This is a genomic window from Streptomyces hygroscopicus, assembly GCF_026168105.1.
In the GTDB taxonomy this organism is placed as follows: domain Bacteria; phylum Actinomycetota; class Actinomycetes; order Streptomycetales; family Streptomycetaceae; genus Streptomyces; species Streptomyces hygroscopicus_D.
In genome coordinates, this window is sequence record NZ_LBMW01000018.1 from 98,704 (window position 1) to 124,053 (window position 25,350).

A 25,350-nucleotide genomic window follows, 5' to 3' on the forward strand; every position below is an offset into this window, starting at 1 on the left:
ACACGCGTGGGGGGGCGGCCGGATCCCGGCCGCCCCCCTCGTCGTGCGTCGTCCTTCGGCTCCCGTCCGCCGTCAGCTCAGCGGTACACGAGGGAACCTGTGGACCCTGTCCGCACTCTTCGCCGTCTCCTCGGCCTTGGCGACCGCCGCGTACTGGTCGACGTACTCCTGCTCGGAGAGGGACAGGATGGCGTACATGATCTCGTCGGTGACGGCGCGCAGGATGGCCTTCTCGTTCTCCATACCGGCGTAGCGGGAGAAGTCGAGGGGCTTGCCGAAGCGGATCACCACGGGATGGATGCTCGGGACGACCTGGCCCGGGGGCTGGGCCTCGAAGGTGCCGATCATCGCGCAGGGGATGACGGGGACCTTGGCCCGCAGGGCCATCACCGCGACACCGACCTTGCCCTTGTAGAGGCGGCCGTCATGGGAACGGGTGCCCTCCGGATAGATGCCCAGCAACTCGCCCTTGCGCAGCACCCCGAGACCCTCCCGGATCGCGGCCTGTCCGGCTTCCTTCCCGGAGCGGTCCACAGGGATCTGCCCGGCGCTGCGGAAGAAGGCAGCGGTGAGACGCCCCTTGATGCCGGGCCCGGTGAAGTACTCGGCCTTGGCGAGGAAGGTGATGCGCCGTTTGAGGATCGCGGGCATCAGAAAGTGGTCGGAGAAGGAGAGATGGTTGCCGGCGATGATGGCGGGCCCATCCGTCGGCACATTCTCGAGGCCCTCTATTCGCGGCCGGAAGACCAGTCTCAGCAGCGGTCCGAGAAGGACGTATTTGAGCACGTAGTAGAACAAGAGCCTCGCTCCTCACTCCGCGGATCAGCCCAACCGCCGCGTTCCAGCAGCTCAACCGGCGTGCAGTGGGGTGTCAGTGTAGGGTCCGGCGCCCTCGCCCGGAACCGCGCCCGGCCCGAGTCGACGTGATACCGACGGTCCTGACGGGGCATCGGGACACCGCTGTTCCGTAAGCGCCTCGTGCGGTCCACGGCGGGGACCGCACGAGGCGGGGAGGGTGACACCGTGCAGAGCGGTGTTCACAGATAGTCCTCGTCCTCCTGCTCCGGGTAGCCGGACTGGTCCTCCGCCCTGCGGTCGCGCTGCTGCCGCTCCAGCATGTGCTGGCGCTCCTGGCGTGCCTGTTCCTGGGCGCCGAGGGTTTCCTCGGTCATGTCCTCGACATAGTGCGAGTCGTCCCCGTAGGGGCCCTGTTTCCGGTCGGTCATGTCGGCTCACTCCTCGATGAGGCCGGCTCACTCCTCGATGAGGGGTAAGAGGGCGCGGCACCGCCCCTGATCAGCGTGGCACGGCTGCCAGGGCCGTGCATATCGGTCACTGTGCGGGTGTGAGACGGCGCCCTACGTCTCCTCCTCCATGCGGATCGATTCCTTGAGTTCCTGCAGGGCGCGGCTGTCCGTGTCCTTGTTCATTTCCACCAGGGCGCCGGCGATCGCGTCGAGCTTGCGCTGAATGGCGTGTTCCGCCCGCATCTCCGAGTTCTTCAGCAGCGCGAGGAGGAGGAGCGTGACCGCGCTCATGGACTCCCCCGCGAGCAGGAGCCACTCGACGGACAGTCCCGCGGCATGGGCGGCGATGAAGAAGCCGACGAAGACCAGGCAGATCAGGAAGAAGAGCGGGGAGCTCGTCAGATTGGAGGCCTTCTCCGCCAGTTCCGCGAACCTGCCCCGCCGGGGGCCGCCGCGCTCGACGGGACTCTTGAAGATCATGCACGAAGGCTTCCCCCTCCGGTCAGAGCATGACGGCCATGCACCCGGGCGGGGTAACCGACCGCCGTCCGGTGGTGACGGGGCGTGGCGCCGTCGCGGGAGCGTTGAACGGCTCGCGCGTCCGCGGGTACTCGCTTGTCCCGGTCACCGAGAGGAGCCCGACGTGAGCACCGCAGCGAAACGAATGATCGTGGTGACGGGAGCCACCGGCAATGTGGGAACCAGCCTGGTGCGACTGCTCGCCCAGGACCCGGACGTGACCGGGGTCAGGGGCCTGGCACGCCGTGTCCCCGACCTCGGCCCGGACCGCGTGAAGTGGTCACGGGTCGACCTCGCCTCGGAGCAGGCCGACCTGGTGAAGGAGTTCGAGGGCGCGGACGCGGTCGTGCACCTGGCCTGGGCGTTCCGGCCGACGCACGTCCCGGTCGCGACGTGGGGGACCAACGTGCTCGGCAGCATCCGGGTCTTCGACGCCGTCGCCGCCGCGGAGGTGCCCACTCTGGTGCATGCCTCCTCCGTCGGCGCGTACTCCCCGGGACCCGGGGACCACACCGTCGACGAGTCCTGGCCGACGCACGGCTGGCCGGACGCCGCCTACACACGGGAGAAGGCCTACCTCGAGCGGACCCTCGACGCCTTCGAGTACCGGCACCCCGCGATCCGGGTCGTCCGGATGCGGCCCGCGTTCCTGTTCAAGCGGGAGTCGGCGAGTGAGCAGCGGCGCATCTTCGGCGGACGGTTCCTGCCCGGACCGCTGGCCCGGCCGGAACTGCTCCCCTTCCTGCCGGACGTCAAAGGACTGCGGGTCCAGGCCCTGCACACCGACGACGCGGCCCGCGCCTGTCAGCTGGCGGTCCACGGTGCGGCCCGCGGCGCGTTCAACCTGGCCGCCGATCCGCCCCTTGACGCCGCCATGCTCGGTGAACTGCTGGGGACCCGCCCCGTACGGCTTCCCCGCACGGCCGCGCGGTCGGCGATCGCCGCCGCGTGGGGGCTGCGGCTGCTCCCCGCGTCACCGCACCTCTTCGATGCCGTGCTGCGCCTGCCGCTCATGGACTGCACGCGCGCACACACCGAGCTGGGCTGGACCCCGCGCCGGACGGCGACCGAGGTCCTTGAGGAGTTCCTGCGCGGGCTGCAGGAGGGCGCCGGTGCGGGAACGGCACCGCTGCAAGGGCGCAAGGTCGGCTGAGAGGGCTCCTGAGGCATGGCGGTTCAGGTTGCTGTGTGCGGGCCGAGCCGGTGCGGCGAGCGGGAGCTGACGCTCGCGTACGAGGTGGGCCGGCTGATCGCGCAGCGCGGGGCCGTGGTGGTCTGCGGCGGGCACGGCGGGGTGATGGGCGCCGTCGCGGCGGGCGCCCGGTCGTGCGCGGGCCTCGTCGTCGGGGTGCTGCCGGGGGCCGACCGCTCCGGTGCCGGGCAGGATCTGAGTGTCGCGGTCGCCACCGGGCTCGGGCAGGCGCGCAACAACGTGATCGTCAACAGCGCGGACGCCGTCGTCGTGGTCGGCGGATCCTGGGGCACCCTCTCGGAGCTGGCCCTCGCCATGCGCCGGGGCGGTGTGCCCGTGGTCCGGCTCGGCGACGGCTGGCGGATCGTCGACGCGGACGGGCGCGAACCGCCCGGTGTGCTGTCCGCGCGGACGCCCGCCGAGGCGCTGGACCTCACGGGGCTGTGGGACTGACGGAAGTGCGGCGAGGGTCGCCGCCGGGGCGGACCCGGGGGTTCGGCGCAAGGAGTGCCCGGGGGCCGTCACGCGCGACCCCCGGGCAGTCGCGCCGTCCTACGCCGCGAGCACCTTCTCCAGTGCGTCCAGTGCCGACCGCAGTTCCTCGTCCGTGATCGTCAGCGGCGGGGCCAGCCGGATCGTCGAACCGTGGGTGTCCTTGACCAGGATCCCCTCCCGCATGAGACGTTCGCTGATCTCGCGGCCGGTGCCGATCGCGGGGTCGATGTCGACACCCGCCCACAGCCCGCGCGAGCGGAAGCCCAAGACGCCCCTTCCGACGAGCGCGGCGAGTCCGTCCCGCAGCAGTACGCCCGCCTCGGCCGCCCTGCGCTGGAACTCACCCGTCTCCAGGAGGCCGACGACCGCCGACCCGACCGCCGCCGCCAGCGGGTTGCCGCCGAACGTCGAGCCGTGCTCGCCCGGCCGCAGGACCCCGAGGACGTCACGGCGGCCGACCACCGCGGACACCGGCACGATGCCCCCGCCCAGCGCCTTGCCGAGCAGCAGCACGTCCGGCAGGAGCCCTTCGTGCTCCACGGCCAGCGTGCTGCCCGTACGGCCGAGGCCCGACTGGATCTCGTCGGCGATGAACAGACACCCGGCACGGCGGGTGAGCTCGCGCACGGCGGTGAGATAGCCGTCGTCGGGGATGATCACGCCCGCCTCGCCCTGGATGGGCTCGATCAGCACGGCCGCCGTCGTCTCGTCGACGGCCGCCTCCAGCGCGGCCGGGTCGTTGTAGGGCACCACACGGAAGCCCGGGGTGAAGGGGCCGAAGCCCGACCTCGCGGTCTCGTCCGTGGAGAAGCTGACGATCGTCGTCGTACGGCCGTGGAAGTTGCCGTCCGCCACCACGATCGTCGCCCGGCCCGCCGGAACGCCCTTGACCTCGTACGCCCATTTGCGGGCCACCTTGACGGCGCTCTCCACCGCCTCCGCGCCCGTGTTCATCGGCAGCACCATGTCCAGACCCGTCAGCGCGGCCAGCGACTCGGCGAACTCGGCCAGCCGGTCGTTGTGGAAGGCCCGGGAGGTGAGGGTCAGCAGATCCAGCTGACGGTGCGCCGCCTCGATCAGCACCGGGTTGCGGTGCCCGAAGTTGAGGGCCGAGTAGCCGGCGAGCATGTCGAGGTAGCGGCGCCCCTCGACGTCCTCCACCCAGGTGCCCTCGGCGCGGGCGACGACCACCGGCAGCGGGTGGTAGTTGTGCGCCAGGACCGGCTCCTCGGCACGGATCAGCTCGGCGGACGAACGCGTACGGACGGGTGCGGTCATGAACGGATCTCCTGGGTGCAGCACTTGATGCCTCCGCCGGCCTTGTGGAACTCGGACAGGTCGACGGGGACGGGGTTGTAGCCGTGGTCGGCGAGCCGGGCGGCGAGCGCCTCGGCCTTCGGCGCGATGAAGACATGGCGTCCGTCGGAGACGGAGTTCAGTCCGAAGGCCATGGCGTCGTCCCGGGTGGCGAGGACCGCGTCCGGGTACAGCCGGGCCAGCACCTCCCGGCTGCCGGGCGAGAACGCCTCCGGGTAGTAGACGATGTTGTCGTCGTCGAGGACGAACAGTGCCGTGTCCAGGTGGTAGAAGTACGGGTCCACCAGGGTCAGGCTGATCACCGGGTGACCGAAGAACTCCTGGACCTCGCGGTGGGCCTCGCGGGTCGTACGGAATCCGGTGCCGGCCAGCACGTACCGCCCCGTCCAGACCAGGTCGCCCTCGCCCTCGCACACGAACTCGGGGCGGTGGACGTCGTAACCGGCCGCCTTGAACCATGTCTCGTAGTGGACGGACTCGGGGCGCCGCTCGGGCGCGTGGAAGAGGGAACCGAAGACGCGGCCGTCGACGACGACCGCCGAGTTGGCGGCGAACACCATGTCCGGGAGGCCGGGGACCGGCTCCACGGCGTCGACGGTGTGGCCATGGGTGCGGTAGGCGTGGATCAGCGCCTGCCACTGCTCCCGCGCCAGATCCACGTCGACCTTCGCGTCGGGGTGCATCCAGGGGTTGATCGCGTACTGCACGGCGAAATGTCTGGGTTCACAGACCAGGAAGCGCCGGCGGCGCGGCACACGGCTGTCGAGCACAGAGGGGTTCCTCCGCTCCAGGAATGTCGACTGAGGGTTGACACCAAGGTAGGAACTGCCGCAGACGGGCGACAAGGAACAATGATTGCGCGTTTACGCAGGAATGCTGCGTCTTGGGCCGCCTCAGCGCACGTCTGCTGCGCGGTCCGGTGCGGCGTGGCTGGCGCCCGCCTCCGGACTGTCCGGGAGCAGATGCGACAGCACCATCACGCTGATCGTCTTCCGGATGAACGGCTCCGTACGGATGCGCTCCAGCACCTCCTCGAAGTGCTCGACGTCCCGCGCCCGCACATGGAGCAGCGCGTCCGCGCCGCCGGTCACCGTCATCGCCGCGGTGATCTCCGGATGGTTGCGCACGACCTCGGCCAGACGCCGTGGAGGGGCCGCGCCCTCGCAGTACACCTCGACGTACGCCTCCGTCCGCCAGCCCAGTGCCGAAGGCTGCACCGTGGCCGTGAACCCGGTGATCACGCCCGTCTCGCGCAACCGGTCCACCCGGCGCTTGACCGCCGTCGACGACAGGCCGACGGCAGCGCCGATCTCGGCGAAACTGGTCCTGGCGTTCGCCATCAGAGCAGTGATGATCTTCCGGTCGAGCTCGTCGAACGGCGCTGGCCTGCTGTTCATGCGGGCACTGTATCCAGCGGGAACGTCCATGTTCGGCACATGTCCACGCGTACGGAATGCTCCTACACTCCACGTTCATGCTGCGTGCCCTCGCCGTCGACGACGAACGCCCCTCGCTCGAGGAAATCCTCTATCTCCTGCGCGCCGACCCCCGCATCGGCAGCGTGGAGGGCGCGAGCGACGCGACCGAGCCGCTGCGCCGCATCAACCGCGCCCTGGAGTCCGGGCCCGACGGCCCCGACGCGATCGACGTCGTCGTCCTCGACATCCACATGCCCGGGCTCGACGGCCTCGAGACGGCCCGGTTGCTGTCCGGCCTGGCCAGGCCGCCACTCGTCGTGTTCGTCACCGCCCACGAGGGCTTCGCCGTGCAGGCCTTCGACCTCAAGGCCGTCGACTACGTCCTCAAACCCGTGCGCCGTGAACGCCTTGCGGAGGCGGTGCGCCGTGCCGCCCAGCTGCGGGAGACCGCGCCGCCGATCCCGGTGCACGAGCCCGACCCCGACCACATATCCGTCGAACTCGGCGGCGTGACACGGTTCGTGCCCGTCGAGGACATCACCCATGTGGAGGCGCAGGGCGACTACGCCCGACTGCACACCCCACCGGCCAGCCATCTGGTACGGATCCCGCTGTCCACCCTGGAGGAGCGCTGGCGCTCGCGCGGCTTCGTGCGCATCCACCGCCGCCACCTCGTCGCCCTGCGCCACATCGACGAACTCCGCCTGGACGCGGGCACGGTGAGCGTCCTCGTCGGCTGCGCCGAACTCCAGGTCAGCCGACGGCACGCCCGCGAACTGCGGGACCTGCTGATGCGCCGGACGACGGGTTAGGGGGAACGGCATGCCCCAGGACCCCGCCGAACGCCGGGTCGTCGTCAGCGGGCCGCCCAGGCGCGCCCGCCGGGCCTCCGGCTACTACCGGCCGCGGACCGAGATCGACGAACAGACGACCCTCGGCCACACCTATGTCCGATCGCTGATGCGCAGTCAGCTCCGGGCGGCGCTGGCCGTGTTCACCGTGCTGGTGCTCCTGGTGGCACCGCTGCCCCTGGTCTTCGCCGCCACCCGGAACACCGGCGCGGAGTGGGCCGTGCTCGGGTTCTGCCTCTACCCGCCGCTGGTCCTGCTCGCCCGCTGGTACGTGCGCCGCGCCGAGCGCAACGAGAAGGACTTCATCCGGCTCGTCGAGGACCGCTGAGGGCGCGCCGTGAACCAGGACTACGCCGTCCCCGCGGTCGCCCTCGTCGTCCTGGCGACCGTCCTCGTCGGCGCCTTCGGGCTGCGTGTCTCCCGCACCACCTCCGACTTCTACGTCGCCTCCCGTACCGTCGGCCCCCGCCTCAACGCCGCCGCGATCAGCGGCGAATACCTCTCCGCCGCCTCCTTCCTGGGCATCGCGGGCCTCGTCCTCGTCCAGGGCCCCGACATGCTCTGGTACCCGGTCGGCTACACCGCCGGCTATCTCGTCCTGCTGCTGTTCGTCGCCGCGCCGCTGCGCCGCTCCGGTGCCTACACGCTGCCCGACTTCGCCGAGGCGCGGCTCGCCTCGCAGCAGGTGCGCCGGCTGGCCGGGGCCTTCGTGGTGGGGGTCGGCTGGCTGTATCTGCTGCCCCAACTCCAGGGTGCGGGACTCACGTTGGCGGTGCTGACCGGAGCGCCCGAGCCGCTCGGCGGGATCATCGTCGCCGCCGTCGTGGTCGCCACCGTGGCCGCGGGAGGCATGCGAAGCATCACCTTCGTCCAGGCCTTCCAGTACTGGCTCAAACTCACCGCCCTCCTCGTCCCCGCGCTCTTTCTGGTGCTGGCCTGGCAGGGCGACGGGGCGCCGCGCGACGCCTTCGCGGAACCTGCCGCCTTCCGTGCGCACCGCGTCGTACGGATCGGTGACGACCTCGACCTGAGACTGTCCCGCCCGCTCGACGTTACGGCGACGGGCACGGTCGACGGCCTGAGGTACGCGGGACAGCGCGTCCCCCTCGCCGCCGGCGTCCACCGCATCGCACGCGGCACCCTGCTGAGCTTCACCCGGCGCGACCCCGTCCCGGTGGCCGACCGCGGCAGCGACGGCGATATGTCGACCTCACTCGCGTCCGGCCACGGGAAGCGCCCGCTCTACGCGACGTACGGACTGATCCTCGCCACGTTCCTCGGCACCATGGGCCTGCCGCACGTCGTCGTCCGCTTCTACACCAGCCCGCACGGTGTCGCGGCCCGTCGCACCACCGTCGCCGTGCTCGGCCTGATCGGCGCCTTCTACCTCCTGCCGCCGGTCTACGGGGCGCTGGGCCGGCTCTACGCCCCCGAACTCACCCTCACCGGGAACGCCGACGCCGCTGTTCTGCTGCTGCCCGGCCGGATGATCGGCGGGCTCGGTGCGGACCTGCTGGGCGCGCTGGTCGCGGGCGGGGCGTTCGCCGCGTTCCTGTCCACCGCGTCGGGTCTCACCCTGGCGGTGGCCGGGGTGCTCGCACAGGACGTGCTGCCCTCGCGGGGCGTGCGGCACTTCCGGCTCGGCACGCTGCTGGCGATGGCGGTCCCGCTGGCGGCGAGCGTGCTGGTCGGCGGCCTCCCGGTGGCGGACGCGGTGGGTCTCGCGTTCGCCGTGTCCGCGTCGTCCTTCTGCCCGCTGCTCGTGCTGGGCATCTGGTGGCGTCGGCTGACCCCGCCGGGAGCGGCCATGGGCATGCTGGTCGGGGGCGGATCGGCGTTCGCGGCAGTGGCGGCGACCACGGCGGGCCGCGCCGGTACCGGCACCCTGCATGCGCTGCTCGCCTGGCCCGCGCTCTGGTCGGTACCCCTCGGATTCCTGACCATGGTGCTGGTGTCCCTGGCCACCCCGGGGCGGGTACCGACCGGGACGGCGGCGATTCTGGCCCGGTTCCATCTGCCCGAGGAACTGCGGGCGGAGGCGAAGGCATGAGCGGTTTCGTCGCGGGCCTGTGCGTGGCCGTACTCCCGCTGCTCGCCGCCGGGTTCTGGCTCGGCCGACGCAACGGGCACCCCGAGAGCCTCGGCGGGCTCGGCACCCCCGTCGAGCACGCCACGTTCCAGACCCTGCACACCGCCTCCCTGGCGGCGCCGCCCCTGCGGGCCGGGCTCACCGAGGAGACGGCCCGCAGGGCCGCCCGCCGGCTGCGTACTCTGCTCGGCACCGACGCACTGTGCCTCACCGACCGTGAGACCGTGCTGGCCTGGGACGGCGCGGGCGAGCACCACCGCGACGAGGTGCTGGAGCGGCTCGCCGACCCGTTGGGGACCGGGCGCGGTGAGGCGTTCCGCCTGCGGTGCGAGGAGCCCGACTGCCCGCTGCGCTGGGCCGTCGTCGCCCCCCTCACCGTGGACGACCGAGTGCACGGCACGCTGGTGGCGTGCGCGCCCCGCGAGTCCGCGGTGCTCGTCCGGGCCGCGGGCGAGGTCGCCCGCTGGGTCTCCGTGCAGCTGGAGCTGGCGGATCTGGACCGGTCCCGTACGCGGCTCATCGAGGCCGAGATCAGGGCCCTGCGCGCCCAGATCTCCCCGCACTTCATCTTCAACTCGCTCGCCGTGATCGCCTCGTTCGTGCGCACGGACCCCGAGCGCGCCCGCGAACTGCTGCTGGAATTCGCCGACTTCACCCGCTACTCGTTCCGGAGGCACGGCGACTTCACCACGCTCGCCGACGAACTCCACGCCATCGACCACTACTTGGCACTCGTGCGGGCCCGATTCGGCGACCGGCTCTCCGTCACGCTGCAGATCGCACCCGAGGTGCTCCCGGTCGCCCTGCCCTTCCTCTGCCTCCAGCCGCTCGTCGAGAACGCAGTCAAACACGGCCTCGAGGGCACCACCGACAAACGCCACATCAACATCACCGCGCAGGACGCGGGCGCCGAGGCGCGGGTCGTCATCGAGGACGACGGGGCCGGAATGGACCCGGAGTTGCTGCGTCGCATCCTCGCCGGAGAGATCAGCCCGTCGGGCGGCATCGGTCTGTCCAACGTGGACGACCGGCTGCGCCAGGTCTACGGCGACGACCACGGCCTCGTGATCGAGACCGCGGCGGGGGCGGGCATGAAGATCACCGTCCGGCTGCCCAAGTACCAGCCGGGGGTGCATTCCGCGGGTCGCCCACCCCGGCAGTGAGCGTCAGGTGCTGCCGCAGGCGACCATCCCGAGCGTGATCAGACCGAGCACGACCCAGCCGAACCACAGCCAGCCGTTGCTGCCGAGCGCCACCGTGTAGGCCGTCACCACGACGAGCGCGCCGACGGTGAGCGCCCCCATCGTCTTCGTGGTACCGGGCATCGCAACACCCTCCTCATGGTTCGTCCTTTCCCATGGTGCCCCCGTTCTGCTTGCGAACGGTGCAGACGACGAGATGAGTTCCGGACGTCCATGCGCCCTTCCCCGTCCAGGAAGCGGCCTCGTAGCGGGCGGGGTCGTAGCCGTAGTCCTTCGGCGGCACATCCCGCGCACACGCGGCGTCCGACAGGTCCTTGGCCCTGGTGAGGGTGGTGTCCGGGCCGAGCCGGGTGAAGCCGAGCACCTGCTGGTCGTGCGTTCCCCGGCAGGAGACCAGGCGCGCGACCCGCAACGACGGCGCGTCCAGACAGTCCCGTTTCTGCATGTTGGCCGTGTCGACGAACGTCATGCCCGGCGCACGGTGGTCCCCGAGCGGCCCATACACCGGACCGTGCGCCCCCAGCACCAGACAGGCGGTGCGTCGGTCGGCCGTCTCGAATCCCGCCGGGCTCGGGACCACGGCGTAGCTGCGGACGTCCGCCAGATTCGCGCGGATCCCCTGCGTGCGCTGCTCGCACTCCGCGGGCCCACGTGTGCGCGCCTCGTCGGCGGACGCGCTCGCGACAACGGCCATGACCTGCCCGTCCGGGGTCCTGTCCGCGCAGCTCGGATCCACCGTCAACCGCGGAGCGCCGCCCTGGAACGGGCCCCCGGGCCAGTCGGCGACCACGCAGTCGCCCTCCTTGAGCGGGCGGGCCAGGGCAACCGCGTCGCCGTACGGTTTCGCCGTGCTGCCGGCCGTCCGGTTCGTCATGGCGTACCAGACGCCGCACAGGGCGAGGAGCAGACCGAGTGCGCAGGCGGTCAGGGCACGCAGCAGGTGCGACCGCCTGGGATGGCGCTCCCCGCGGCCGAACGGATGGCCGGAACCGCCCGCGTCCGGGCCGCTGAGGAGATGCTCCCCGTACGACGCCGACGGCGTGACCGGAGGCACGGGCCGTACCCGGACGCCGGGCTCGGACCCCGCGGGCGGTGCCGTCCCCGGACCGCCGTACCCGGGGGCGGCACCGAAGCCGCCCACCGGCCGGCGGGGCGAGGTCTCGGTCCTCGTGTCGGACAGCTCCCAGGGTGGCTGCGACCCCAGGTCGACCCGGGTCCGAGGATGCGGCTGCGGGGCGACGACCGCGGCCAGCGCCGCCGCGGTGTCCGCCGCCGTGATCCTGAGGGCCGGGTCCTTGACCAGCATGGCGGCCAGCAGCGGCGCCAGAGCCCCGGCCCGCGCCGCAGGCCGGGGCTCCTCCAGTACCACTGCGGTGATCTCGGCGAGCGGTGTGTCCCGCTCGAAGGGCCCGCATCCCTCCACCGCGAAGTACAGCGTGCAGCCCAGCGAGAACAGATCGGCGGCCGCGGTGGGCGGCCCGCCGGTGGCGCGCTCCGGCGCCAGATAGCCCGATGTGCCGATGAGTGCGGACGTCTTCGTGTACCGGGTCTCGCCCGCGTCCGGCTGCACCGAGATGCCGTAGTCGGTGAGCAGGACGCGGGCGTGCGGGGTTCCGGTGCGGTCCGGCGCCAGCAGGATGTTCGCCGGCTTCACGTCCCGGTGCATGACGCCCCGCTCGTGCCCGGCGGTGAGCGCGTCGAGCACGGCGAGCCCGATACGGGCGGCCTCGGCGGGCGCGAGGGGGCCGTGCCCGTGGACCCGGTCGCGCAGGTCGAGCGCGCCCGCAACGTACTCCATCACGATCCAGGGCAGGCCCTCGTGCTCCAGCACGTCGTGCACGGTCACCACGTGCGGGTGGCCGCGCAGCCCGGCCGCGTGCCGGGCCTCGGCGCGGGCCCGGGCGACCCGGGCCGCGCGTTCCTCCGTCGCCTCGGCCGGGTCGCGGAACACGATCTCCTTGAGGGCGACCTCACAGGCCAGCCGCTGGTCGTGGGCGAGCCAGACGTGACCCATGGCGCCGGCGCCGAGCCGGTTCAGCAGGAGGTAGCGGCCGGCGATGACCCGGCCCACTCCTGACTGTGGCGATCCTGAGGGCATCCGCTCACTCCCCGGTCCAGGTCGTGCCGGCCGTGGGCGAGCCCGTGACGGGGTCGCGTGTGACCGGTGGCTTGCCGGTGACCGGTGCGCTGGTCGCCGGGTTGCTGGTGCGTGGATTGCTCGTGGGGGGTTTGCTCGTGGGGGGCTTGCCGGAGGCGCCTCCGGCGCTCGCCGTGGGCGGGGACGAGTGGGTCGTCGACGGAGTGGTCGAGTGACTCTCCGGCGGCGGGGTGGTCGAGTGACTCGCCGTGGGCGGGGACGAGTGGGTCGTCGACGGAGTGGTCGAGTGACTCTCCGGCGGCGGGGTGGTCGAGTGACTCGCCGGGGGTGGGGACGAATGGGTTACCGGGGGCGAGGACGTGCCGCTCGTCGGCGGCGAGGAGGAGTGCCCCGTGGCGGGCGGCGAGGAGGTCGTCCCGCTGTGTGTCGGCGTGGAGGGAGAGGTACGGCTCCCGCTGGGCGTCGTCCCGCCCGACGACGGGGGAGTGAATGTGATGCCGCCCGCTCCCGCCGTCGTCCCGGCACCGCCGCCGGTCTGCCCCGTGCCGGTACCGCTCGGTCCGCCCCCGCCCGGACGGTCGGCCCCGCCCGTCTCCACCGACAACGTCACGTACTGCCCGAACGCCAGCTCGGTACCGGGCGCCGGATCCGAGCCGGTGACCAGGGCCTCGTCGGGCGGCTCCCCCTTACCGGCGTAGGCGACCGCCAGTCCCTGCGCCGTCAGCTGCCGGCCTGCCTCGGCGAACGTCCTGCCCGTCACATCGGGCACCTGGTGCCGCACCCGGGTGTCGAAGGGGGCGTCGTGTCCGCCGGTCGTGCCGACGGGCCGGGCGATCCCGCGGTTCGGGTCGTCGACGTCGACGAGTGCGAGCCGGGCCAGCTGCTGCGGCGCCGGCCGGACCGCCACCACGGAGGAGCGGTCGTACCCGGCCCATTTCCTGTTGCCGTCCTGGAACGTGACGGAGATCCGTGTGGTGTCGCCCCGGAAAGGAAGCAATGGATTTCCGCACGAGCACTTCACGGTGGGCTGCCCCTGCGCGTCCACCAATACTGCGATTCCTGCTTCGAGCAGGGAGTCGAATGGGGTGGCCCGGCCCTTCTTGTAGTCGTGGTTCTGAACGAGGGTGTCGTGGCGCAGTCGCACGGGTGTGAGCCGGTCGAGATAGTCCGGAATCTCCGCCTGGGAAATGCCGAGGACCTGTGCCCAGACCTTCGCCTTCTGATCGTTGCGCGGGTCGGTGAGGAATTCCTTCAGCCGCCTGACGTCACAGATCGTCGGCTTCCGCGAACCGCCGTAGAGCCCGGGGGTGTTGCCCGCCTGCAGGCCACCGGGTGCCTGCCGCACCCGGATCGCGGCGTCCTGGCCCAGTCCGCTGCGCTCGTCGAAGAAGGGGGCCAGTGACCGAACTCCGGCGGCCACGGCCTTCACTGCGAACAAATGTGCGTCTCCGCTGCATCCGCTCAGGAGCAGCGTCCCGGCCAGGAGTAATCCGATCCTCCGGATTGTCGACTTCCGGGTCTTTTGCAGGAATCCGCGCAGTGTCATCACCGCTCCCCCCAGCGGTCCCCCTTCGTCCTGCCGGGCAGAGGCAGGACGTCACGCACCAGGTTACCGAACGCGGAAGCAATTCAGGCGGTCTGAAATGAAAGGGAATTCAGCGGTGTGGCAGAACTCAGCGGCTGCGTGCGTTGAGTGAGGCCAGATAGGCGTTGTATGCCTCGAGTTCCTTGTCGCCGTCGCGGTCCGCGGCCCGGTCCTTGCGCTTGGCCTGCCGCTGCTCGGACCCGTACCACTGGAACAGCAGCGCCAGGAGCACCAGCACGGACGGGACCTCGCTGAACGCCCAGGCGATGCCGCCCGCCGAGGTCTGGTCCGAGAGGGCGTCGATGCCGAGCGAGGCGGGCGGGTGGCGGTAGGTGTCGATCATCGGTGTGGAGGCCATCATCAGCGCGATGCCGAAGAACGCGTGGAACGGCATGCCCGCGAACAGTTCGAGCATCCGGATCAGATGGCCGGGGCGGTGCGGGCCCGGGTCGACACCCATGATCGGCCAGAAGAACACCAGGCCGACGGCGAGGAAGTGCACCATCATCGTGATGTGCCCGGCCTTGGACTGCATCAGGAAGTCGAAGAGGGGGCTGAAGTACAGCCCGTACAGGCTCGCGATGAACAGCGGGATCGTGAACGCGGGGTGGGTGACGATCCGCATGTAGCGGCTGTGCAGCAGCATCAGCAGCAGTTCGCGCGGCCCCTTGCGGCCGCGGCCCGCGGGCGGCAGCGCGCGCAGCGCCAGGGTGATCGGCGCGCCGAGCAGGATCAGGATCGGCGAGAGCATGCTGATCACCATGTGCTGCACCATGTGCACGCTGAACATGACCATGCCGTAGTCGTTCAGCTTGGTGCACATGACCAGCATCACGGTCAGGACGCCGGCCACGTACGCCACGATCCGGCCGACCGGCCACTTGTCGCCGCGTCGCATGAGCCGGACCACGCCCCATCCGTAGAGCGCGAGTCCGGCGAGGCAGGCGACGAGGAAGAACGGGTCGGCGGACCATTCGAGCCCCCGCCCCAAGGTGAACGGCGGAAGCTCCATGATCATGCCGTGCCCGCTGTGATCCATCCGCCGGCTCCTGTTTCGTGGGGGTTGTGCGCTGTCTGTCCACAGCTGTCTGTCCGCACCCCAGAGTAGAACCGCCCCCGGCCGCGACTACGACCGGGGGCGGACACTTCGGCTCCCTGCGAATCAGTCCCGCCCTACAGGACGCACTCCGCCTCGGCGTACCGCTCCTGGGGCACCGTCTTCAGCTTCTCCACCGCCTCCGCCAGCGACACCATCACGATGTCGGTGCCGCGCAGCGCGGTCATCCGGCCGAACTCCCCGCGGTGCACGGCCTCCACCGCGTGCCAGCCGAAGCGGGTGGCGAGCACACGGTCGTACGCCGTCGGCGTGCCGCCGCGCTGGACGTGCCCGAGGATCACCGGACGGGCTTCCTTGCCGAGGCGCTGCTCCAGCTCCAGGGAGAGCTGACGGGCGATGCCCGCGAAGCGCTCATGGCCGTAGACGTCCTTGCCGCCCTCGTCGAAGTCCATGGAGCCCGGCTTCGGCTTGGCGCCCTCGGCGGCGACGACGATCGCGAACCGCTTGCCGGCGTCGAACCGCTCGCCCACCCGGGCGGTCAACTCCTCGATGTCGAAGGGCCGTTCGGGCACGACGATCGCGTGGGCGCCGGCGGCCATACCGGAGTGCAGTGCGATCCAGCCAGTGTGGCGGCCCATGACCTCCACGATCAGCACGCGCTGGTGGGACTCGGCGGTCGTCTTCAGCCGGTCCAGCGCCTCGGTGGCCACTCCCACGGCCGTGTCGAAGCCGAAGGTGACGTCCGTGACAGCGATGTCGTTGTCGATGGTCTTGGGTACGCCGACGATCGGCAGACCGTTGTCGGACAGCAGCCGCGCCGCCTTGAGCGTGCCCTCGCCGCCGATCGGGATGATCGCGTCGAGTCCCAGTTCCTCGACATGGCCCCTGGCCCGCTCCACGCCGTCCCGCAGATGCTCAGGACGGACCCGGGAGGAGCCGAGGATGGTGCCGCCGCGAGCCAGGATGCCGCTCACCGCGTCGAGGTCGAGCTTGAGGTAGTCGCACTCCAGAAGCCCTTTCCAGCCGTCCCGGAAGCCGATGACCTCGTCGCCGTGGTCGACGACGGCGCGGTGCACGACGGACCGGATGACGGCGTTCAGGCCGGGGCAGTCGCCGCCGGACGTGAGGACACCAATGCGCATAGCCCGAAATACCTTCTCAACGTGGGCCGGGTCCGGACCACGCTGTCCGGCTCGATCCCCGCCACCCTACCGGCGACAGGGGGCGGGGCAGCACCGTGCGTCCGACTGCTGGACGCGGCCGCTCACCTGTGCGGACGGGGCGTCAGACGGGCCGGCTGCGTCCGGCGTGCGATCAGGTGTACCGGCCGTCGGACGCGCTCCGCGGAACCGTTTCGCGACCGCCCCCGAAGGAGCCCTACGCGGGCTGCTGGGCCGCCGCGATTCGCTCGTTGCGCAACGCCTCGTACCAGCGGTCGTCGAGCGGCGGGAGCGCGTTCACATCGAGCGCCAGCTTCAGCAGCAGATCGGCGATCAGCGGGTTGCGTGCGAGGACGGGACCGTGCATGTACGTACCGAAGACCGTCCCGTTGTATGCGCCCTCCGTGCCGTCGCCCGTGCCGTTGCCCTTGCCGAGCCGCACCTGCGCGAAGGGGCGGGCGGTCGGGCCGAGGTGGGTGACGCCCTGGTGGTTCTCGAAGCCGGTGAGCTGGGGCAGGCCCAGGCGCGGGTCGATGTCCGCGAGGACGTCGCCGACGCACCGCTCGGCCTCGCCGCGCACCGAGACCACGTCGAGCAGGCCGAGGCCCGGCTCGCGCTGCCCGAGGTCGTTGATGAACTCGTGGCCCAGGATCTGGTAGCCCGCACAGACCGAGAAGACGATCGCGCCGTTCTCCACGGCCCGGTACAGACCTCCGTCACGGCGCAGCCGCTCGGCGGCGAGTCGCTGCGGACGGTCCTCGCCGCCGCCGATCAGATAGATGTCGCCGGAGGTCGGGATCGGCTGGTCGCTGCGCACGTCGAGACGGGCGACGTCGAGGCCGCGCTGGCGGGCCCGGCGCTCCACGACGAGCGCGTTGCCCTGGTCGCCGTAGGTGCTCAGCAGGTCCGGGTAGATCCACACCAGACGCAGGCTGTTGTCAGTCATCGATGATCGTCCTTCGTGGTCAGTTGCCGACGCGGCGGCGCAGGTCCTGGAACGCGGTGTAGTTCGCGATGACCTCGATGCGGCCCGGCGGCGCCAGCGATGCGGCCTGGTCGAGGTCCTCGCAGACCTGGAAGGACTGGTTCGCGACCTCCAGGCGCACGGCGAGGTCCAGCTTGCGGTCGCCGATGACGAAGAGCGGGTGGCCGGTCAGCCGCGTGTAGTCGACGTCCCACAGCCAGGAGGTGTCGGTGCCGTCCGCGCCGCGAGCGTTCACCGAAAGGATCACCGGGGTCGGCGGCGGGTCGATCAGCGAGAACGTCTCCAGCCAGCCCGCCGGGTTCTTCGCCAGCAGCAGACGCAGGTCGCGGCCCTGGAACTGGACGACGTCATAGCGGCCGGCGACCGCCTGCACCTGGTACATGCGCTCCAGGGCGACCTGCGGGGGCACTCCGAAGACGGCGGCGACGGCGGCCGAGGAGGTGGCGTTCGCCTTGTTGGCACGGCCCGGCAGCTGAAGGTGGATCGGCCAGGCGGAGCCGTGCGGGTCGAGGACGTGATCGCCGGAGAGCGCCCAGCTCGGGGTCGGCCGGCGGAAGCCGCACTCGCCGCAGTACCAGTCGTCGCCGGGGCGCTGCATCACACCGCCGCAGGACGGGCAGGACCAGGCGTCGTCCTTCCACATCTGGCCTGCCGCGACCCAGATCACGTTGGGCGAGGAGGAGGCGGCCCACACGACCAGCGGGTCGTCGCAGTTGGCGACGATGACGGCCTTCGAACCCGACAGTCCCTCGCGCCAGTTCTCGGCGAGCATACGGGTCTCGGCGGCCCGGTCGAGCTGGTCGCGGGAGAGGTTGAGCAGTGCGATGCACTTCGGGCCGGTGTCCCGGGCGACCCCCGCGAGGTACTTCTCGTCGACCTCGATGACACCGAACCTGGCGTCCGAGCCGCCGGCCAGCGCGGAGGTGATGCCGGCGGGCATGTTGGCGCCGAGCGCGTTGGAGACGACCGGGCCCGCGGCGCGCAGCGCCTCGGCGACCAGCCGGGTGGTCGTGGTCTTGCCGTTGGTCGCCGAGACCAGGACGACGTCCAGGTGCTGGGCGAGCCGGCCGAGAAGGTCGGGGTCGAGCCTGAGCGCGACGCGGCCGCCGATCACCGAACCGCTTCCGCGTCCGGCGGCCCGCGAAGCCGCAGCGACCGCCTTGCCCGCGGTCACGGCCAGCTTGGCCCGCGGCGTCAGCGGGTCCGAGTTGCCTGTCATCAGTTCTCGATCCTCCTTGCGTACGGCGCCGCGCCCTGTCCCGGCAACGTGCGGACCTCAGCCTATCGAGATCCCTTCATGCGCCCGAATCGCGGCACCACCCCGGAGCCCGTGCGGCCTTGAGGACCGTACCCTTGCCGCCATGCGACACGGCTCCATCCCGGGCGCCCGAGGGCGTGTCCGGCCCATCACCCTGCTCGGTGACCGCGTGCTGCGCACCCCGTGCGCCGAGGTCACCGACTTCGGTCCCGAACTGGCCCGGCTCGTCGAGGACATGTTCGCCACGATGTACGCCGCGCAGGGCGTGGGGCTGGCCGCGAACCAGATCGGACAGCCGCTGCGGGTGTTCGTGTACGACTGCCCGGACGACGACGAGGTGCGCCACCTGGGACATGTGGTGAACCCTCGGCTCGTGGAGGCCGACGGGGTGGTGCTCCGCGGACCGGAGGGGTGTCTGTCGCTCCCGGGCCTCGAAGCGGGCACGGAGCGGTACGACCACGCCGTCGTCGAGGGCTTCACGGCGGACGGCGAGCCGGTCACGGTGCACGGCACCGGGTGGTTCGCCCGGTGCCTGCAGCACGAGTGCGACCACCTGGACGGGCGCCTGTACGTGGACCGGCTCAGCGGCCGGCGGCACCGCCGGGTGATGCGACAGGCCTCCAGGGCGTCCTGGAGCCGATAGGCGTCTTGAGCCGGTCGCGGTTGGTCGGTGCCCGGTCGCGCGCACACGGCGGAGGCGCTCCGTGCCATCACCCCGCGCACCCGAAAGGGGCGCCTCAGAACCCGGGACCTCCCATGCGGTCCCCCGCCGCAGCCAGCCGGCCCCACAGAAGATCCGCCAGGCTCCTCACCAACTCCGCCCGCGAGCAGGGCCGTTCGCCCAGCCACCAGTCACCCGCGGCGTGCATCATGCCGACGATGCCGTGGCCCCACACCCGGGCCAGCTCGTGGGTGCCCGGTCCGAGGTCCAGCCGCTCCTCGATGACCTGGGCCAACTCCTCGCCCATCCGGCGCAGCAGCGGAATTGAGTGCCGCCCGGTGTCGAAGCCCTGATCGTTCTGGGTGCCGCCCTCCGCCGGATGCATCAGGAAGCGGTACACCTGCGGTCGTGCCTCGATCGCCGCCAGGTAGGTGTCCAGCGTGGACTCCACCCGCTCCCGCCGGTCGGCCGGGGCGTCCAGCGCCGCCCGCAGCGAGTCGAGGAGCGCGTCCGTGTGCCGCTTGGCGAGTGCGGCGTACAGCCCGCCCTTGTCGCCGAAGTGGCGGTAGAGGATCGGCTTGGTGATGCCGGCTTCGGCGGCGATGGCATTCATCGAGGCTCCGGGGCCGTCGCGCAGCACCACCCTGTCGGCGGCCTCCAGCAGCTCTCGCCGTCGGCGGTCGGCGGACCGCTGCTGATCGGTCCGCTGCGTGGTGTCCATGATCTCTCCCCACCCGTGCTCTATCGGTGACGCCTGCGCAAACTAACACTCAAAGGCGGGTCGGTATCGAACGAGCTGCCGACTCGCCTTGTAGGGGGCTCGTCGTGACCCGGGAGTTGACTTTCCCTACTGGTGAGTAACAGACTTCGGTTACCGCAAGTAACAAGTTAGCGCAGTGCTGGAGGGGACATGGCCGAGTTCACCATGGAGCTCAACGACGAACAGAAGGAGGTCCGGGACTGGCTGCACGGCTTCGCCGCCGACGTGATCCGCCCCGCGGCCGCCGAATGGGACGAGCGTGAGGAGACTCCCTGGCCGGTCATCCAGGAGGCCGCGAAGGTCGGCATCTACTCCCTCGACTTCTACGCCCAGCAGCACTTCGACCCCACCGGCCTCGGCATCCCCACGGCGGTGGAGGAGCTGTTCTGGGGGGACGCGGGCATCGCGCTGTCGATCGTCGGCACCGGCCTTGCCGCCGTGGGCGTCCTGGCCAACGGTACCGAGGAACAGATCGGCACCTGGATACCCCAGATGTACGGCGACACCAACGACGTCAAGGTGGCCGCCTTCTGCTCCTCCGAGCCCGACGCCGGCTCCGACGTCTCCGCCATGCGGACGCGTGCCGTCTACGACGAGGCCAAGGACGAGTGGGTGATCAACGGCACCAAGACCTGGGCGACCAACGGCGGCATCGCCAACGTCCACGTCGTGGTCGCCGTCGTGGACCCCGAGCTCGGCTCCAAGGGCCACGCGTCCTTCATCGTCCCCCCGAACACGCCGGGCCTGTCCCAGGGGCAGAAGTTCAAGAAGCACGGCATCCGCGCCTCGCACACCGCCGAGGTGATCCTCGACAACGTCCGCGTCCCCGGCTCCTGCCTGCTCGGGGGCAAGGAGAAGCTGGACGAGCGGCTGGCCCGCGCCCACGAGAAGGCGAAGGCGGGCGGCGAGCGCGTGAAGAACGCGGCCATGGCCACCTTCGAGGCGTCCCGTCCGGCCGTGGGCGCGATGGCCGTGGGTACGGCCCGGGCCGCGTACGAGGTGGCGCTGGACTACGCGAAGACACGTGAACAGTTCGGACGGCCGATCATCGACAACCAGGGGGTCGCCTTCCAGCTCGCGGACATGCGGACGCAGATCGACGCGGCGCGGCTGCTGGTGTGGCGGGCCTCGTGGATGGCGGTCAACGGCAAGCCGTTCACGGCGGCGGAGGGCTCCATGTCGAAGCTGTTCGCGAGCGAGACCGCGAAGAAGGTGACCGCTCAGGCGATCCAGATCCTCGGTGGAAACGGATACACCCGGGAGTACCCGGTCGAGCGTATGCACCGGGACGCCGCCATCTACACGATCTTCGAAGGAACGAGCGAGATCCAGCGGCTGGTGATCGCACGTACGCTGGCGGGCGTGCCGATCCGCTAGGTGGGCGGACGACGCCTGGCGCTCAGCGGTGTTTCAAAGGCGTGAGTTGTTCGATGTCATAGCGCCTGCGCAACGCCTCGATCGCCGCGTGATCCGGTGGCCCCCCGTGGCCCAGGATCTCCAGCAGCTCCTCGAAGTAGCGTTCGTGGTCGGGGGGCGGGGACGCCTGGAAGAACACCTTCGCGGGAGCCTCCGTCGGATTGGCGAACGCGTGCGGGCAGCCGGGCGGTACGACGATGACCGTGCCCGGCGTCGCCCGCGTGACCCGGCTGCCCGTTCTCGACTCCCACTTCTGCCAGTTGTCGGGGGTCCGTACGCGCGGCTCGAAGGCGAGCACGTCCAACTCGCCCTCGAGCACGTAGAACAGTTCCTCGCTGCGCGTGTGCACATGCGCGCCGACGTCGAAGCCCGGCGGCACGATCACCTCGAACGTGGATGCCGTGCGCGAGTGCGAGCCGGTCACCTTGAACGTCACGTGCTGGGCGGGCGTCCGCACGACACGTCCGTGGCCCGGCGGCACCAGCAGTCCTTCGGTGGCCGCCGTGCCTCCGCTCGCGGCCACGCCTTCGGTCGTCGTCATCGGCCGCTCACCACGTCACCGGCAGCGCCTCGGGCCCGCGGATCAACGCGCCCTTGCCGAAGGGCACCTGGTCGGGCGGAACCGCCAGCCGCAGTCCCGGCACCCCGTCGAGGAGCGCGTCCACCAGCAGTTCGGACTCGAGCCTGGCGAGCATGCCGCCCGGGCAGTCGTGCGGGCCGAAGCCGAACACCTCATCGGGATTCGGGGCGGGGGCGAAGCCGATCGTCCCGGGGTCGGCGAGGACATCGGGGTCGCGGTTCGCCGCCAGGTACGACACGTACACGGCGTCACCGGCCCGGATGCGTACACCCCGGATCTCCGTGTCCTCCGTCGCGATCCGGGAGAGCCCGACGGCATTGCGGTGCGGGATGCATCGCAGCAGCTCGTCGATGACCCGGGGCCGGATCTCCGGCTCCGCCCGCAGTCGTTCGGCCAGGTCCGGGCGGGACATCAGAAGGTGGAACAGCTGCCCGCCGTTGCCGGTGGCCGCCTCGCCGCCGATCTGGAGGTGCACGGCGAGACCCACCGCCTCGTCCAGGGTCGCCTCGCCCCGGCCGACGGCGGCGCCGAGCAGCGAGGTGACGTCCTCGCCGGTGCTGCCCGCGCGGCCGCCGATGAGGTCGGCGAAGTACCCGCTCATCCCGTTCCTGGCCTGCTCGCCGACCTTCGCGCCGTGCGAGGAGGACAGGAGGAGCTGGGTCCAGGTGTGCATGTTCTGCCGGTCGGCGGCCGGGACCCCCATCAGCTCGCAGATCACCGCGACGGGGAAGGGGCCGAGGACCGCCGCGGCCAGGTCGGCGGGCGGCCCGTCCTGGAGCAGCTCGTCGACGAGTTCGTCCAGCATCCGCCGCGATCTCTCGCGCACCCGTTCGATACCGCGCGTCGAGAAGGCGGCGGCGACCGAACGGCGCAGCCGGGTGTCGTGGGGCGGGTCGAGGAAGCCGACCGGGCCCCGCTGCGGGATGAAGTGCGAGGCGAGCCGGGCCACCGGCTGCCCCATGACCGCCCCACGGCTGAAGCGGGGGTCGTTCGCGATCATGCGCACATCGTCGTAGCGCGTCACGAGCCAGGCCCGGCCCTCGCCGTCGGGCAGCTCGATCCGGGTGACCGGACCGTCGTGCATCAGCTCGGTCAGGACCGGGCCGAAGTCCGTACCGGTCGGCTCGAGCGCGGGCCACCGGCGGACCGGCGGCGAGGCGCCGGCGGAAATCTCCTCTTCCGTCCGCGCCGTCCCGCCGTCCGTGTCGGTCGTCATCTCACTTCTTTCCGTTCTCGGAGATCTGCCAGCGGCCCAGGGCCATCTCCGCCGTGATGCCCGGCCCGAACCCGGCGAGCAGCCCCCGGGCCGTGTGCTCGGCGCCGCCCGCGTCGAAGAGCCGGCGCAGCGCGTCCAGGACGACGGCGCTCGCGATGTTGCCGTACTCGGTGAGCGTGGCCCGGCTGAACCGGAAGGCCTCGGGCCGCACCTGGAGGAACTTGCTCAGGTCGTCCAGGATCCGCGGGCCGCCCGCGTGGATGATGTAGAAGTCCAGTTCGGAGGCGTCCCAGCCGTGCTGTCGCGCCAGCTCCTTGAGCGCCGGGGCGAGCGGTTCCATGGTGGTCGGTACCCGCTTGTCCAGCAGGAAGTGGAAACCGGTGGCCCTGACGTCGTACGCGATCCACTCCTCGGTCTTGGGGATCAGGTACGAGCCGTTGCGTTCCAGCTTGATACCGGTGCCGCCCTTGCCGCGCACGACCGCGGCCGCGACGCCGTCGCCGAACAGGCCGTTGGACAGCAGCGAGCCCACGCCCAGGTCGGTGGGCTGGTAGCACAGCGAGCAGAACTCGCAGGCCACGATGAGCGCGTTGGCGTCCGGGTACGCCGTGCAGAAGTCGTGTGCCCGGTTGATGGCCGCGCCGCCCGCGGCACAGCCCAACTGGGCTATGGGTATCTGCCGGGTGTCGGTGTCGAAGTCCATCGTGTTGATCAGCCACGCGGTCAGCGACGGCATCATGAACCCGGTGCACGAGACATAGATGATCACGTCGATGTCGGTGGTGAGCAGCTCCGCGTCGTCCAGTGCCCGCTGCACGACCGCAGGGACGCGGGCCTTCGCCTCGACCTCGTACAGGTTGTTGCGCTCCTCGAAGCCGGGGTGCTTCAGGGTCTCCTCAATGGGCTGCACGATGTGCCGGGTCCGGACTCCGGTGTTCGCGATCAGTCGCAGCGCGAGCGGGAGTTGAGGGTGGTCCGAGTGGCGTGAGCGCGCCAGTTCGAGCGTGTCCTCCATCGTGATCACGTGCTCCGGGACGGAGACCGCGGGTCTGCACAGAGTGGCCATGGAGCGCGCCTTCTTTCGCCTTGACGGAGACTCCTCGCCCCCGGCGGGAAGGGGGTTCACCCGTGGAAGGTGGTCCACCCACGATCACCCGGTGGGACGGGGATATCTCGTCGGATTACTCCACTTCAGCGATGGACGCAGAGTGAGAGGATGTGTGCACCAGGTGACGGATCCGACCTGAATCCGGCTCGAATCGGAGGAGCGCCCATGACCCGGACGGCCAGGGAAGTGCTGGACACGACCACCGGGAAGCTGGCCCCGGACCCGCACGCCAACCGCCTGCTCCCGCTGATCGCCCGAGGCGCGGCGCGCACCGCCACGCTCGCGGCCCTCGCCCAGGAACAGCGCCATGTGATCGCCGCGGACCGCCGGGCGTTCCTTCATCTGGCCGAGCGGTCGCGGGACCGGCCCGCGGGCGCGGCCTTCTTCGGCATCCTCGCGGAGGGTGAAGCCGTGGCCCAGGATCGGTTGGATGCGTACGCCGCCGCCTGCGGAGTGGACGAGGCGGAGACCGCCGCGTACGAGCCGCTGGCCGACTGCCAGGCCTATCCCGCGTACGTGGCCTGGCTCGCCCTGAACGGGGAGCCGACCGACGTCGTCCTGGCCCTGGGCCCCAACTTCGCTGCCTGGGGCGGCTACTGCGCGACGATCGGGCAGGCCCTGCGCCGCCACTACGGCTTCGACGACACGGCCTGCGGTTTCTTCGACCTGTTCGCCGAACCGTCCCCGGAGCTGGACCAGCGGGCTCGGGCGGCGGTCCAGGAGGGTCTGGACACCGGTCGCCTGGACGAGACCCGCGCACACCGCTACGGCCGGCTGCTGCAGAGCTACGAGGCCATGTTCTGGCACGCCCTGTGGGAACTGGACGGCAAGGGCTGAGCTGCCGCGCCCCGGTGAACGGACTCGGCGCGACCTGCTCGAGAGCGCGACCTACTCGAGAGAACCACTGCTGTGCGCAATGCACGCCACATCGATCCGGTCGGCCAGCTTCGCGAGTTCGATGGTCAGCGCGGCCACAGTGTCCTCGTCCAGCCCCTCCTCACCCGCTTCGACCAGCCGCAGCCACCGGCCGCCCACCGTCCGCAGCAGCTTGCTGACATCGGCGGCCGCCACCTGCAACGTGCCGCGGTCGTCGACGATCAGAGGCAGGGTCACTTCGCGGTTCACAGGGGGGATCG

At 71.1% G+C, this 25,350-nt stretch carries 27 protein-coding genes; 9 read left to right on the plus strand and 18 right to left on the minus strand.

All coding sequences use genetic code 11. The features are described 5' to 3' along the window. Window positions 1–72: 72 nt before the first annotated feature. From AAW14_RS19075 to AAW14_RS19085, 3 genes are all read right to left on the minus strand, one after another. Entirely contained in the window at window positions 73–798 is a 726-nt protein-coding gene (locus AAW14_RS19075; protein WP_265565080.1) for a lysophospholipid acyltransferase family protein, read from the minus strand. 239 nt (window positions 799–1,037) lie between these two features. After that, window positions 1,038–1,226 (minus strand): hypothetical protein, encoded by a 189-nt coding sequence (locus AAW14_RS19080; RefSeq protein WP_265565081.1) that lies wholly within the window; start codon window positions 1,224–1,226, stop codon window positions 1,038–1,040. 132 nt (window positions 1,227–1,358) lie between these two features. After that, entirely contained in the window at window positions 1,359–1,727 is a 369-nt protein-coding gene (locus AAW14_RS19085; protein WP_265565082.1) for a low affinity iron permease family protein, read from the minus strand. Window positions 1,728–1,911: 184 nt separating this feature from the next. On the opposite strand from AAW14_RS19085, the gene AAW14_RS19090 reads away from it, so the two are divergent. Both AAW14_RS19090 and AAW14_RS19095 read left to right on the plus strand, forming a co-directional pair. Then, window positions 1,912–2,919 carry an SDR family oxidoreductase gene (locus AAW14_RS19090; RefSeq protein ID WP_265565133.1) on the plus strand — a complete coding sequence of 336 codons (1,008 nt, stop codon included), beginning with the start codon at window positions 1,912–1,914 and terminating at the stop codon, window positions 2,917–2,919. Between the two features lie 15 nt (window positions 2,920–2,934). Then, window positions 2,935–3,411 carry a TIGR00725 family protein gene (locus tag AAW14_RS19095; protein WP_265565083.1) on the plus strand — a complete coding sequence of 159 codons (477 nt, stop codon included), beginning with the start codon at window positions 2,935–2,937 and terminating at the stop codon, window positions 3,409–3,411. A 99-nt stretch (window positions 3,412–3,510) separates the two neighbouring features. On the opposite strand, the gene rocD is transcribed toward AAW14_RS19095, so the two are convergent. The 3 genes from rocD to AAW14_RS19110 all read right to left on the minus strand — a co-directional run bounded on the left by rocD (window position 3,511) and on the right by AAW14_RS19110 (window position 6,167). Continuing rightward, a complete protein-coding gene (gene rocD / locus AAW14_RS19100; protein ID WP_265565084.1) occupies window positions 3,511–4,731 on the minus strand; it encodes an ornithine--oxo-acid transaminase in 1,221 nt (406 codons plus the stop codon). After that, the gene (gene ddaH, locus AAW14_RS19105; RefSeq protein WP_265565085.1) at window positions 4,728–5,540 is read right to left on the minus strand and encodes a dimethylargininase; all 813 of its coding nucleotides are present in this window, start codon (window positions 5,538–5,540) and stop codon (window positions 4,728–4,730) included. Before ddaH ends, rocD begins: the two co-directional genes overlap by 4 nt. A 123-nt stretch (window positions 5,541–5,663) precedes the next feature. After that, window positions 5,664–6,167: an Lrp/AsnC family transcriptional regulator gene (locus AAW14_RS19110; RefSeq protein ID WP_265565086.1), complete on the minus strand. Its 504-nt coding sequence runs from the start codon at window positions 6,165–6,167 to the stop codon at window positions 5,664–5,666. 77 nt (window positions 6,168–6,244) lie between these two features. Here AAW14_RS19110 and AAW14_RS19115 point away from each other — a divergent pair, with 77 nt between their 5' ends. Genes AAW14_RS19115 through AAW14_RS19130 form a run of 4 tightly spaced genes read left to right on the plus strand, consistent with a single transcriptional unit; the run spans window position 6,245 to window position 10,291 of the window. After that, window positions 6,245–7,000: a LytR/AlgR family response regulator transcription factor gene (locus tag AAW14_RS19115; protein ID WP_265565087.1), complete on the plus strand. Its 756-nt coding sequence runs from the start codon at window positions 6,245–6,247 to the stop codon at window positions 6,998–7,000. A gap of 10 nt (window positions 7,001–7,010) precedes the next feature. Then, window positions 7,011–7,367 carry a hypothetical protein gene (locus AAW14_RS19120; RefSeq protein ID WP_265565088.1) on the plus strand — a complete coding sequence of 119 codons (357 nt, stop codon included), beginning with the start codon at window positions 7,011–7,013 and terminating at the stop codon, window positions 7,365–7,367. A gap of 9 nt (window positions 7,368–7,376) precedes the next feature. After that, entirely contained in the window at window positions 7,377–9,089 is a 1,713-nt protein-coding gene (locus AAW14_RS19125; protein ID WP_265565089.1) for a cation acetate symporter, read from the plus strand. Then, window positions 9,086–10,291 (plus strand): sensor histidine kinase, encoded by a 1,206-nt coding sequence (locus AAW14_RS19130; protein ID WP_265565090.1) that lies wholly within the window; start codon window positions 9,086–9,088, stop codon window positions 10,289–10,291. The genes AAW14_RS19125 and AAW14_RS19130 overlap by 4 nt, the downstream gene beginning before the upstream one ends. Window positions 10,292–10,294: 3 nt before the next feature. Here the strand turns inward: AAW14_RS19130 and AAW14_RS19135 are convergent, their stop codons facing one another. The 7 genes from AAW14_RS19135 to AAW14_RS19165 all read right to left on the minus strand — a co-directional run bounded on the left by AAW14_RS19135 (window position 10,295) and on the right by AAW14_RS19165 (window position 18,434). After that, window positions 10,295–10,453: a hypothetical protein gene (locus tag AAW14_RS19135; RefSeq protein WP_265565091.1), complete on the minus strand. Its 159-nt coding sequence runs from the start codon at window positions 10,451–10,453 to the stop codon at window positions 10,295–10,297. Window positions 10,454–10,466: 13 nt separating this feature from the next. Next, window positions 10,467–12,428 carry a serine/threonine-protein kinase gene (locus tag AAW14_RS19140; protein WP_265565092.1) on the minus strand — a complete coding sequence of 654 codons (1,962 nt, stop codon included), beginning with the start codon at window positions 12,426–12,428 and terminating at the stop codon, window positions 10,467–10,469. Between the two features lie 4 nt (window positions 12,429–12,432). Beyond that, window positions 12,433–13,857: a DUF6777 domain-containing protein gene (locus tag AAW14_RS19145; protein ID WP_322741081.1), complete on the minus strand. Its 1,425-nt coding sequence runs from the start codon at window positions 13,855–13,857 to the stop codon at window positions 12,433–12,435. 244 nt (window positions 13,858–14,101) lie between these two features. After that, on the minus strand, window positions 14,102–15,052 hold the full coding sequence (locus tag AAW14_RS19150; RefSeq protein ID WP_265565094.1) for a cytochrome c oxidase assembly protein: 951 nt from the start codon (window positions 15,050–15,052) through the stop codon (window positions 14,102–14,104). Window positions 15,053–15,186: 134 nt separating this feature from the next. After that, window positions 15,187–16,212, minus strand: coding sequence for a 6-phosphofructokinase (locus AAW14_RS19155; RefSeq protein WP_265565095.1), 1,026 nt, complete (start codon window positions 16,210–16,212; stop codon window positions 15,187–15,189). 235 nt (window positions 16,213–16,447) lie between these two features. Further along, the gene (locus AAW14_RS19160; protein WP_265565096.1) at window positions 16,448–17,176 is read right to left on the minus strand and encodes a type 1 glutamine amidotransferase; all 729 of its coding nucleotides are present in this window, start codon (window positions 17,174–17,176) and stop codon (window positions 16,448–16,450) included. A 19-nt stretch (window positions 17,177–17,195) separates the two neighbouring features. Continuing rightward, complete coding sequence (locus tag AAW14_RS19165; RefSeq protein WP_265565097.1) at window positions 17,196–18,434, minus strand: MurT ligase domain-containing protein; 1,239 nt, start codon at window positions 18,432–18,434, stop codon at window positions 17,196–17,198. Window positions 18,435–18,576: 142 nt separating this feature from the next. On the opposite strand from AAW14_RS19165, the gene def reads away from it, so the two are divergent. Next, on the plus strand, window positions 18,577–19,116 hold the full coding sequence (gene def / locus AAW14_RS19170) for a peptide deformylase (RefSeq protein WP_265565098.1): 540 nt from the start codon (window positions 18,577–18,579) through the stop codon (window positions 19,114–19,116). A gap of 94 nt (window positions 19,117–19,210) precedes the next feature. Here def and AAW14_RS19175 read toward each other — a convergent pair whose 3' ends face one another. Further along, window positions 19,211–19,855: a TetR family transcriptional regulator gene (locus AAW14_RS19175; RefSeq protein WP_265565099.1), complete on the minus strand. Its 645-nt coding sequence runs from the start codon at window positions 19,853–19,855 to the stop codon at window positions 19,211–19,213. A 189-nt stretch (window positions 19,856–20,044) separates the two neighbouring features. Here AAW14_RS19175 and AAW14_RS19180 point away from each other — a divergent pair, with 189 nt between their 5' ends. Next, on the plus strand, window positions 20,045–21,271 hold the full coding sequence (locus AAW14_RS19180) for an acyl-CoA dehydrogenase family protein (protein ID WP_265565100.1): 1,227 nt from the start codon (window positions 20,045–20,047) through the stop codon (window positions 21,269–21,271). 22 nt (window positions 21,272–21,293) lie between these two features. Here AAW14_RS19180 and AAW14_RS19185 read toward each other — a convergent pair whose 3' ends face one another. The 3 genes from AAW14_RS19185 to AAW14_RS19195 are packed head-to-tail and all read right to left on the minus strand — an operon-like array spanning window position 21,294 to window position 24,232. Then, window positions 21,294–21,851, minus strand: a complete 558-nt coding sequence (locus AAW14_RS19185) for a cupin domain-containing protein (RefSeq protein ID WP_265565101.1) — start codon at window positions 21,849–21,851, stop codon at window positions 21,294–21,296. Window positions 21,852–21,858: 7 nt separating this feature from the next. Continuing rightward, on the minus strand, window positions 21,859–23,106 hold the full coding sequence (locus AAW14_RS19190; protein WP_265565102.1) for a cytochrome P450: 1,248 nt from the start codon (window positions 23,104–23,106) through the stop codon (window positions 21,859–21,861). 1 nt (window position 23,107) lies between these two features. Further along, window positions 23,108–24,232: a type III polyketide synthase gene (locus tag AAW14_RS19195; protein WP_416223334.1), complete on the minus strand. Its 1,125-nt coding sequence runs from the start codon at window positions 24,230–24,232 to the stop codon at window positions 23,108–23,110. A 147-nt stretch (window positions 24,233–24,379) separates the two neighbouring features. Between AAW14_RS19195 and AAW14_RS19200 the strand changes: the two genes are divergently transcribed. Then, complete coding sequence (locus AAW14_RS19200; RefSeq protein ID WP_265565104.1) at window positions 24,380–25,051, plus strand: transcriptional regulator; 672 nt, start codon at window positions 24,380–24,382, stop codon at window positions 25,049–25,051. 51 nt (window positions 25,052–25,102) lie between these two features. Here AAW14_RS19200 and AAW14_RS19205 read toward each other — a convergent pair whose 3' ends face one another. Beyond that, entirely contained in the window at window positions 25,103–25,339 is a 237-nt protein-coding gene (locus tag AAW14_RS19205; protein ID WP_265565105.1) for a DUF6213 family protein, read from the minus strand. Window positions 25,340–25,350: the final 11 nt, after the last annotated feature.

Bases quoted from the DNA above. Each gene is read 5' to 3' on its own strand.
- AAW14_RS19185 (WP_265565101.1), bottom strand. From the start codon at position 21,851: ATGACGACGACCGAAGGCGTGGCCGCGAGCGGAGGCACGGCGGCCACC.
- AAW14_RS19115 (WP_265565087.1), top strand. From the start codon at position 6,245: ATGCTGCGTGCCCTCGCCGTCGACGACGAACGCCCCTCGCTCGAGGAA.
- AAW14_RS19200 (WP_265565104.1), top strand. From the start codon at position 24,380: ATGACCCGGACGGCCAGGGAAGTGCTGGACACGACCACCGGGAAGCTG.
- AAW14_RS19180 (WP_265565100.1), top strand. From the start codon at position 20,045: ATGGCCGAGTTCACCATGGAGCTCAACGACGAACAGAAGGAGGTCCGG.
- AAW14_RS19090 (WP_265565133.1), top strand. From the start codon at position 1,912: ATGATCGTGGTGACGGGAGCCACCGGCAATGTGGGAACCAGCCTGGTG.
- AAW14_RS19080 (WP_265565081.1), bottom strand. From the start codon at position 1,226: ATGACCGACCGGAAACAGGGCCCCTACGGGGACGACTCGCACTATGTC.
- AAW14_RS19160 (WP_265565096.1), bottom strand. From the start codon at position 17,176: ATGACTGACAACAGCCTGCGTCTGGTGTGGATCTACCCGGACCTGCTG.
- AAW14_RS19155 (WP_265565095.1), bottom strand. From the start codon at position 16,212: ATGCGCATTGGTGTCCTCACGTCCGGCGGCGACTGCCCCGGCCTGAAC.
- AAW14_RS19175 (WP_265565099.1), bottom strand. From the start codon at position 19,855: ATGGACACCACGCAGCGGACCGATCAGCAGCGGTCCGCCGACCGCCGA.
- AAW14_RS19085 (WP_265565082.1), bottom strand. From the start codon at position 1,727: ATGATCTTCAAGAGTCCCGTCGAGCGCGGCGGCCCCCGGCGGGGCAGG.
- AAW14_RS19120 (WP_265565088.1), top strand. From the start codon at position 7,011: ATGCCCCAGGACCCCGCCGAACGCCGGGTCGTCGTCAGCGGGCCGCCC.
- AAW14_RS19095 (WP_265565083.1), top strand. From the start codon at position 2,935: ATGGCGGTTCAGGTTGCTGTGTGCGGGCCGAGCCGGTGCGGCGAGCGG.
- def (WP_265565098.1), top strand. From the start codon at position 18,577: ATGCGACACGGCTCCATCCCGGGCGCCCGAGGGCGTGTCCGGCCCATC.
- AAW14_RS19150 (WP_265565094.1), bottom strand. From the start codon at position 15,052: ATGGATCACAGCGGGCACGGCATGATCATGGAGCTTCCGCCGTTCACC.
- AAW14_RS19165 (WP_265565097.1), bottom strand. From the start codon at position 18,434: ATGACAGGCAACTCGGACCCGCTGACGCCGCGGGCCAAGCTGGCCGTG.
- AAW14_RS19135 (WP_265565091.1), bottom strand. From the start codon at position 10,453: ATGCCCGGTACCACGAAGACGATGGGGGCGCTCACCGTCGGCGCGCTC.
- AAW14_RS19140 (WP_265565092.1), bottom strand. From the start codon at position 12,428: ATGCCCTCAGGATCGCCACAGTCAGGAGTGGGCCGGGTCATCGCCGGC.
- AAW14_RS19130 (WP_265565090.1), top strand. From the start codon at position 9,086: ATGAGCGGTTTCGTCGCGGGCCTGTGCGTGGCCGTACTCCCGCTGCTC.
- AAW14_RS19190 (WP_265565102.1), bottom strand. From the start codon at position 23,106: ATGACGACCGACACGGACGGCGGGACGGCGCGGACGGAAGAGGAGATT.
- AAW14_RS19110 (WP_265565086.1), bottom strand. From the start codon at position 6,167: ATGAACAGCAGGCCAGCGCCGTTCGACGAGCTCGACCGGAAGATCATC.
- rocD (WP_265565084.1), bottom strand. From the start codon at position 4,731: ATGACCGCACCCGTCCGTACGCGTTCGTCCGCCGAGCTGATCCGTGCC.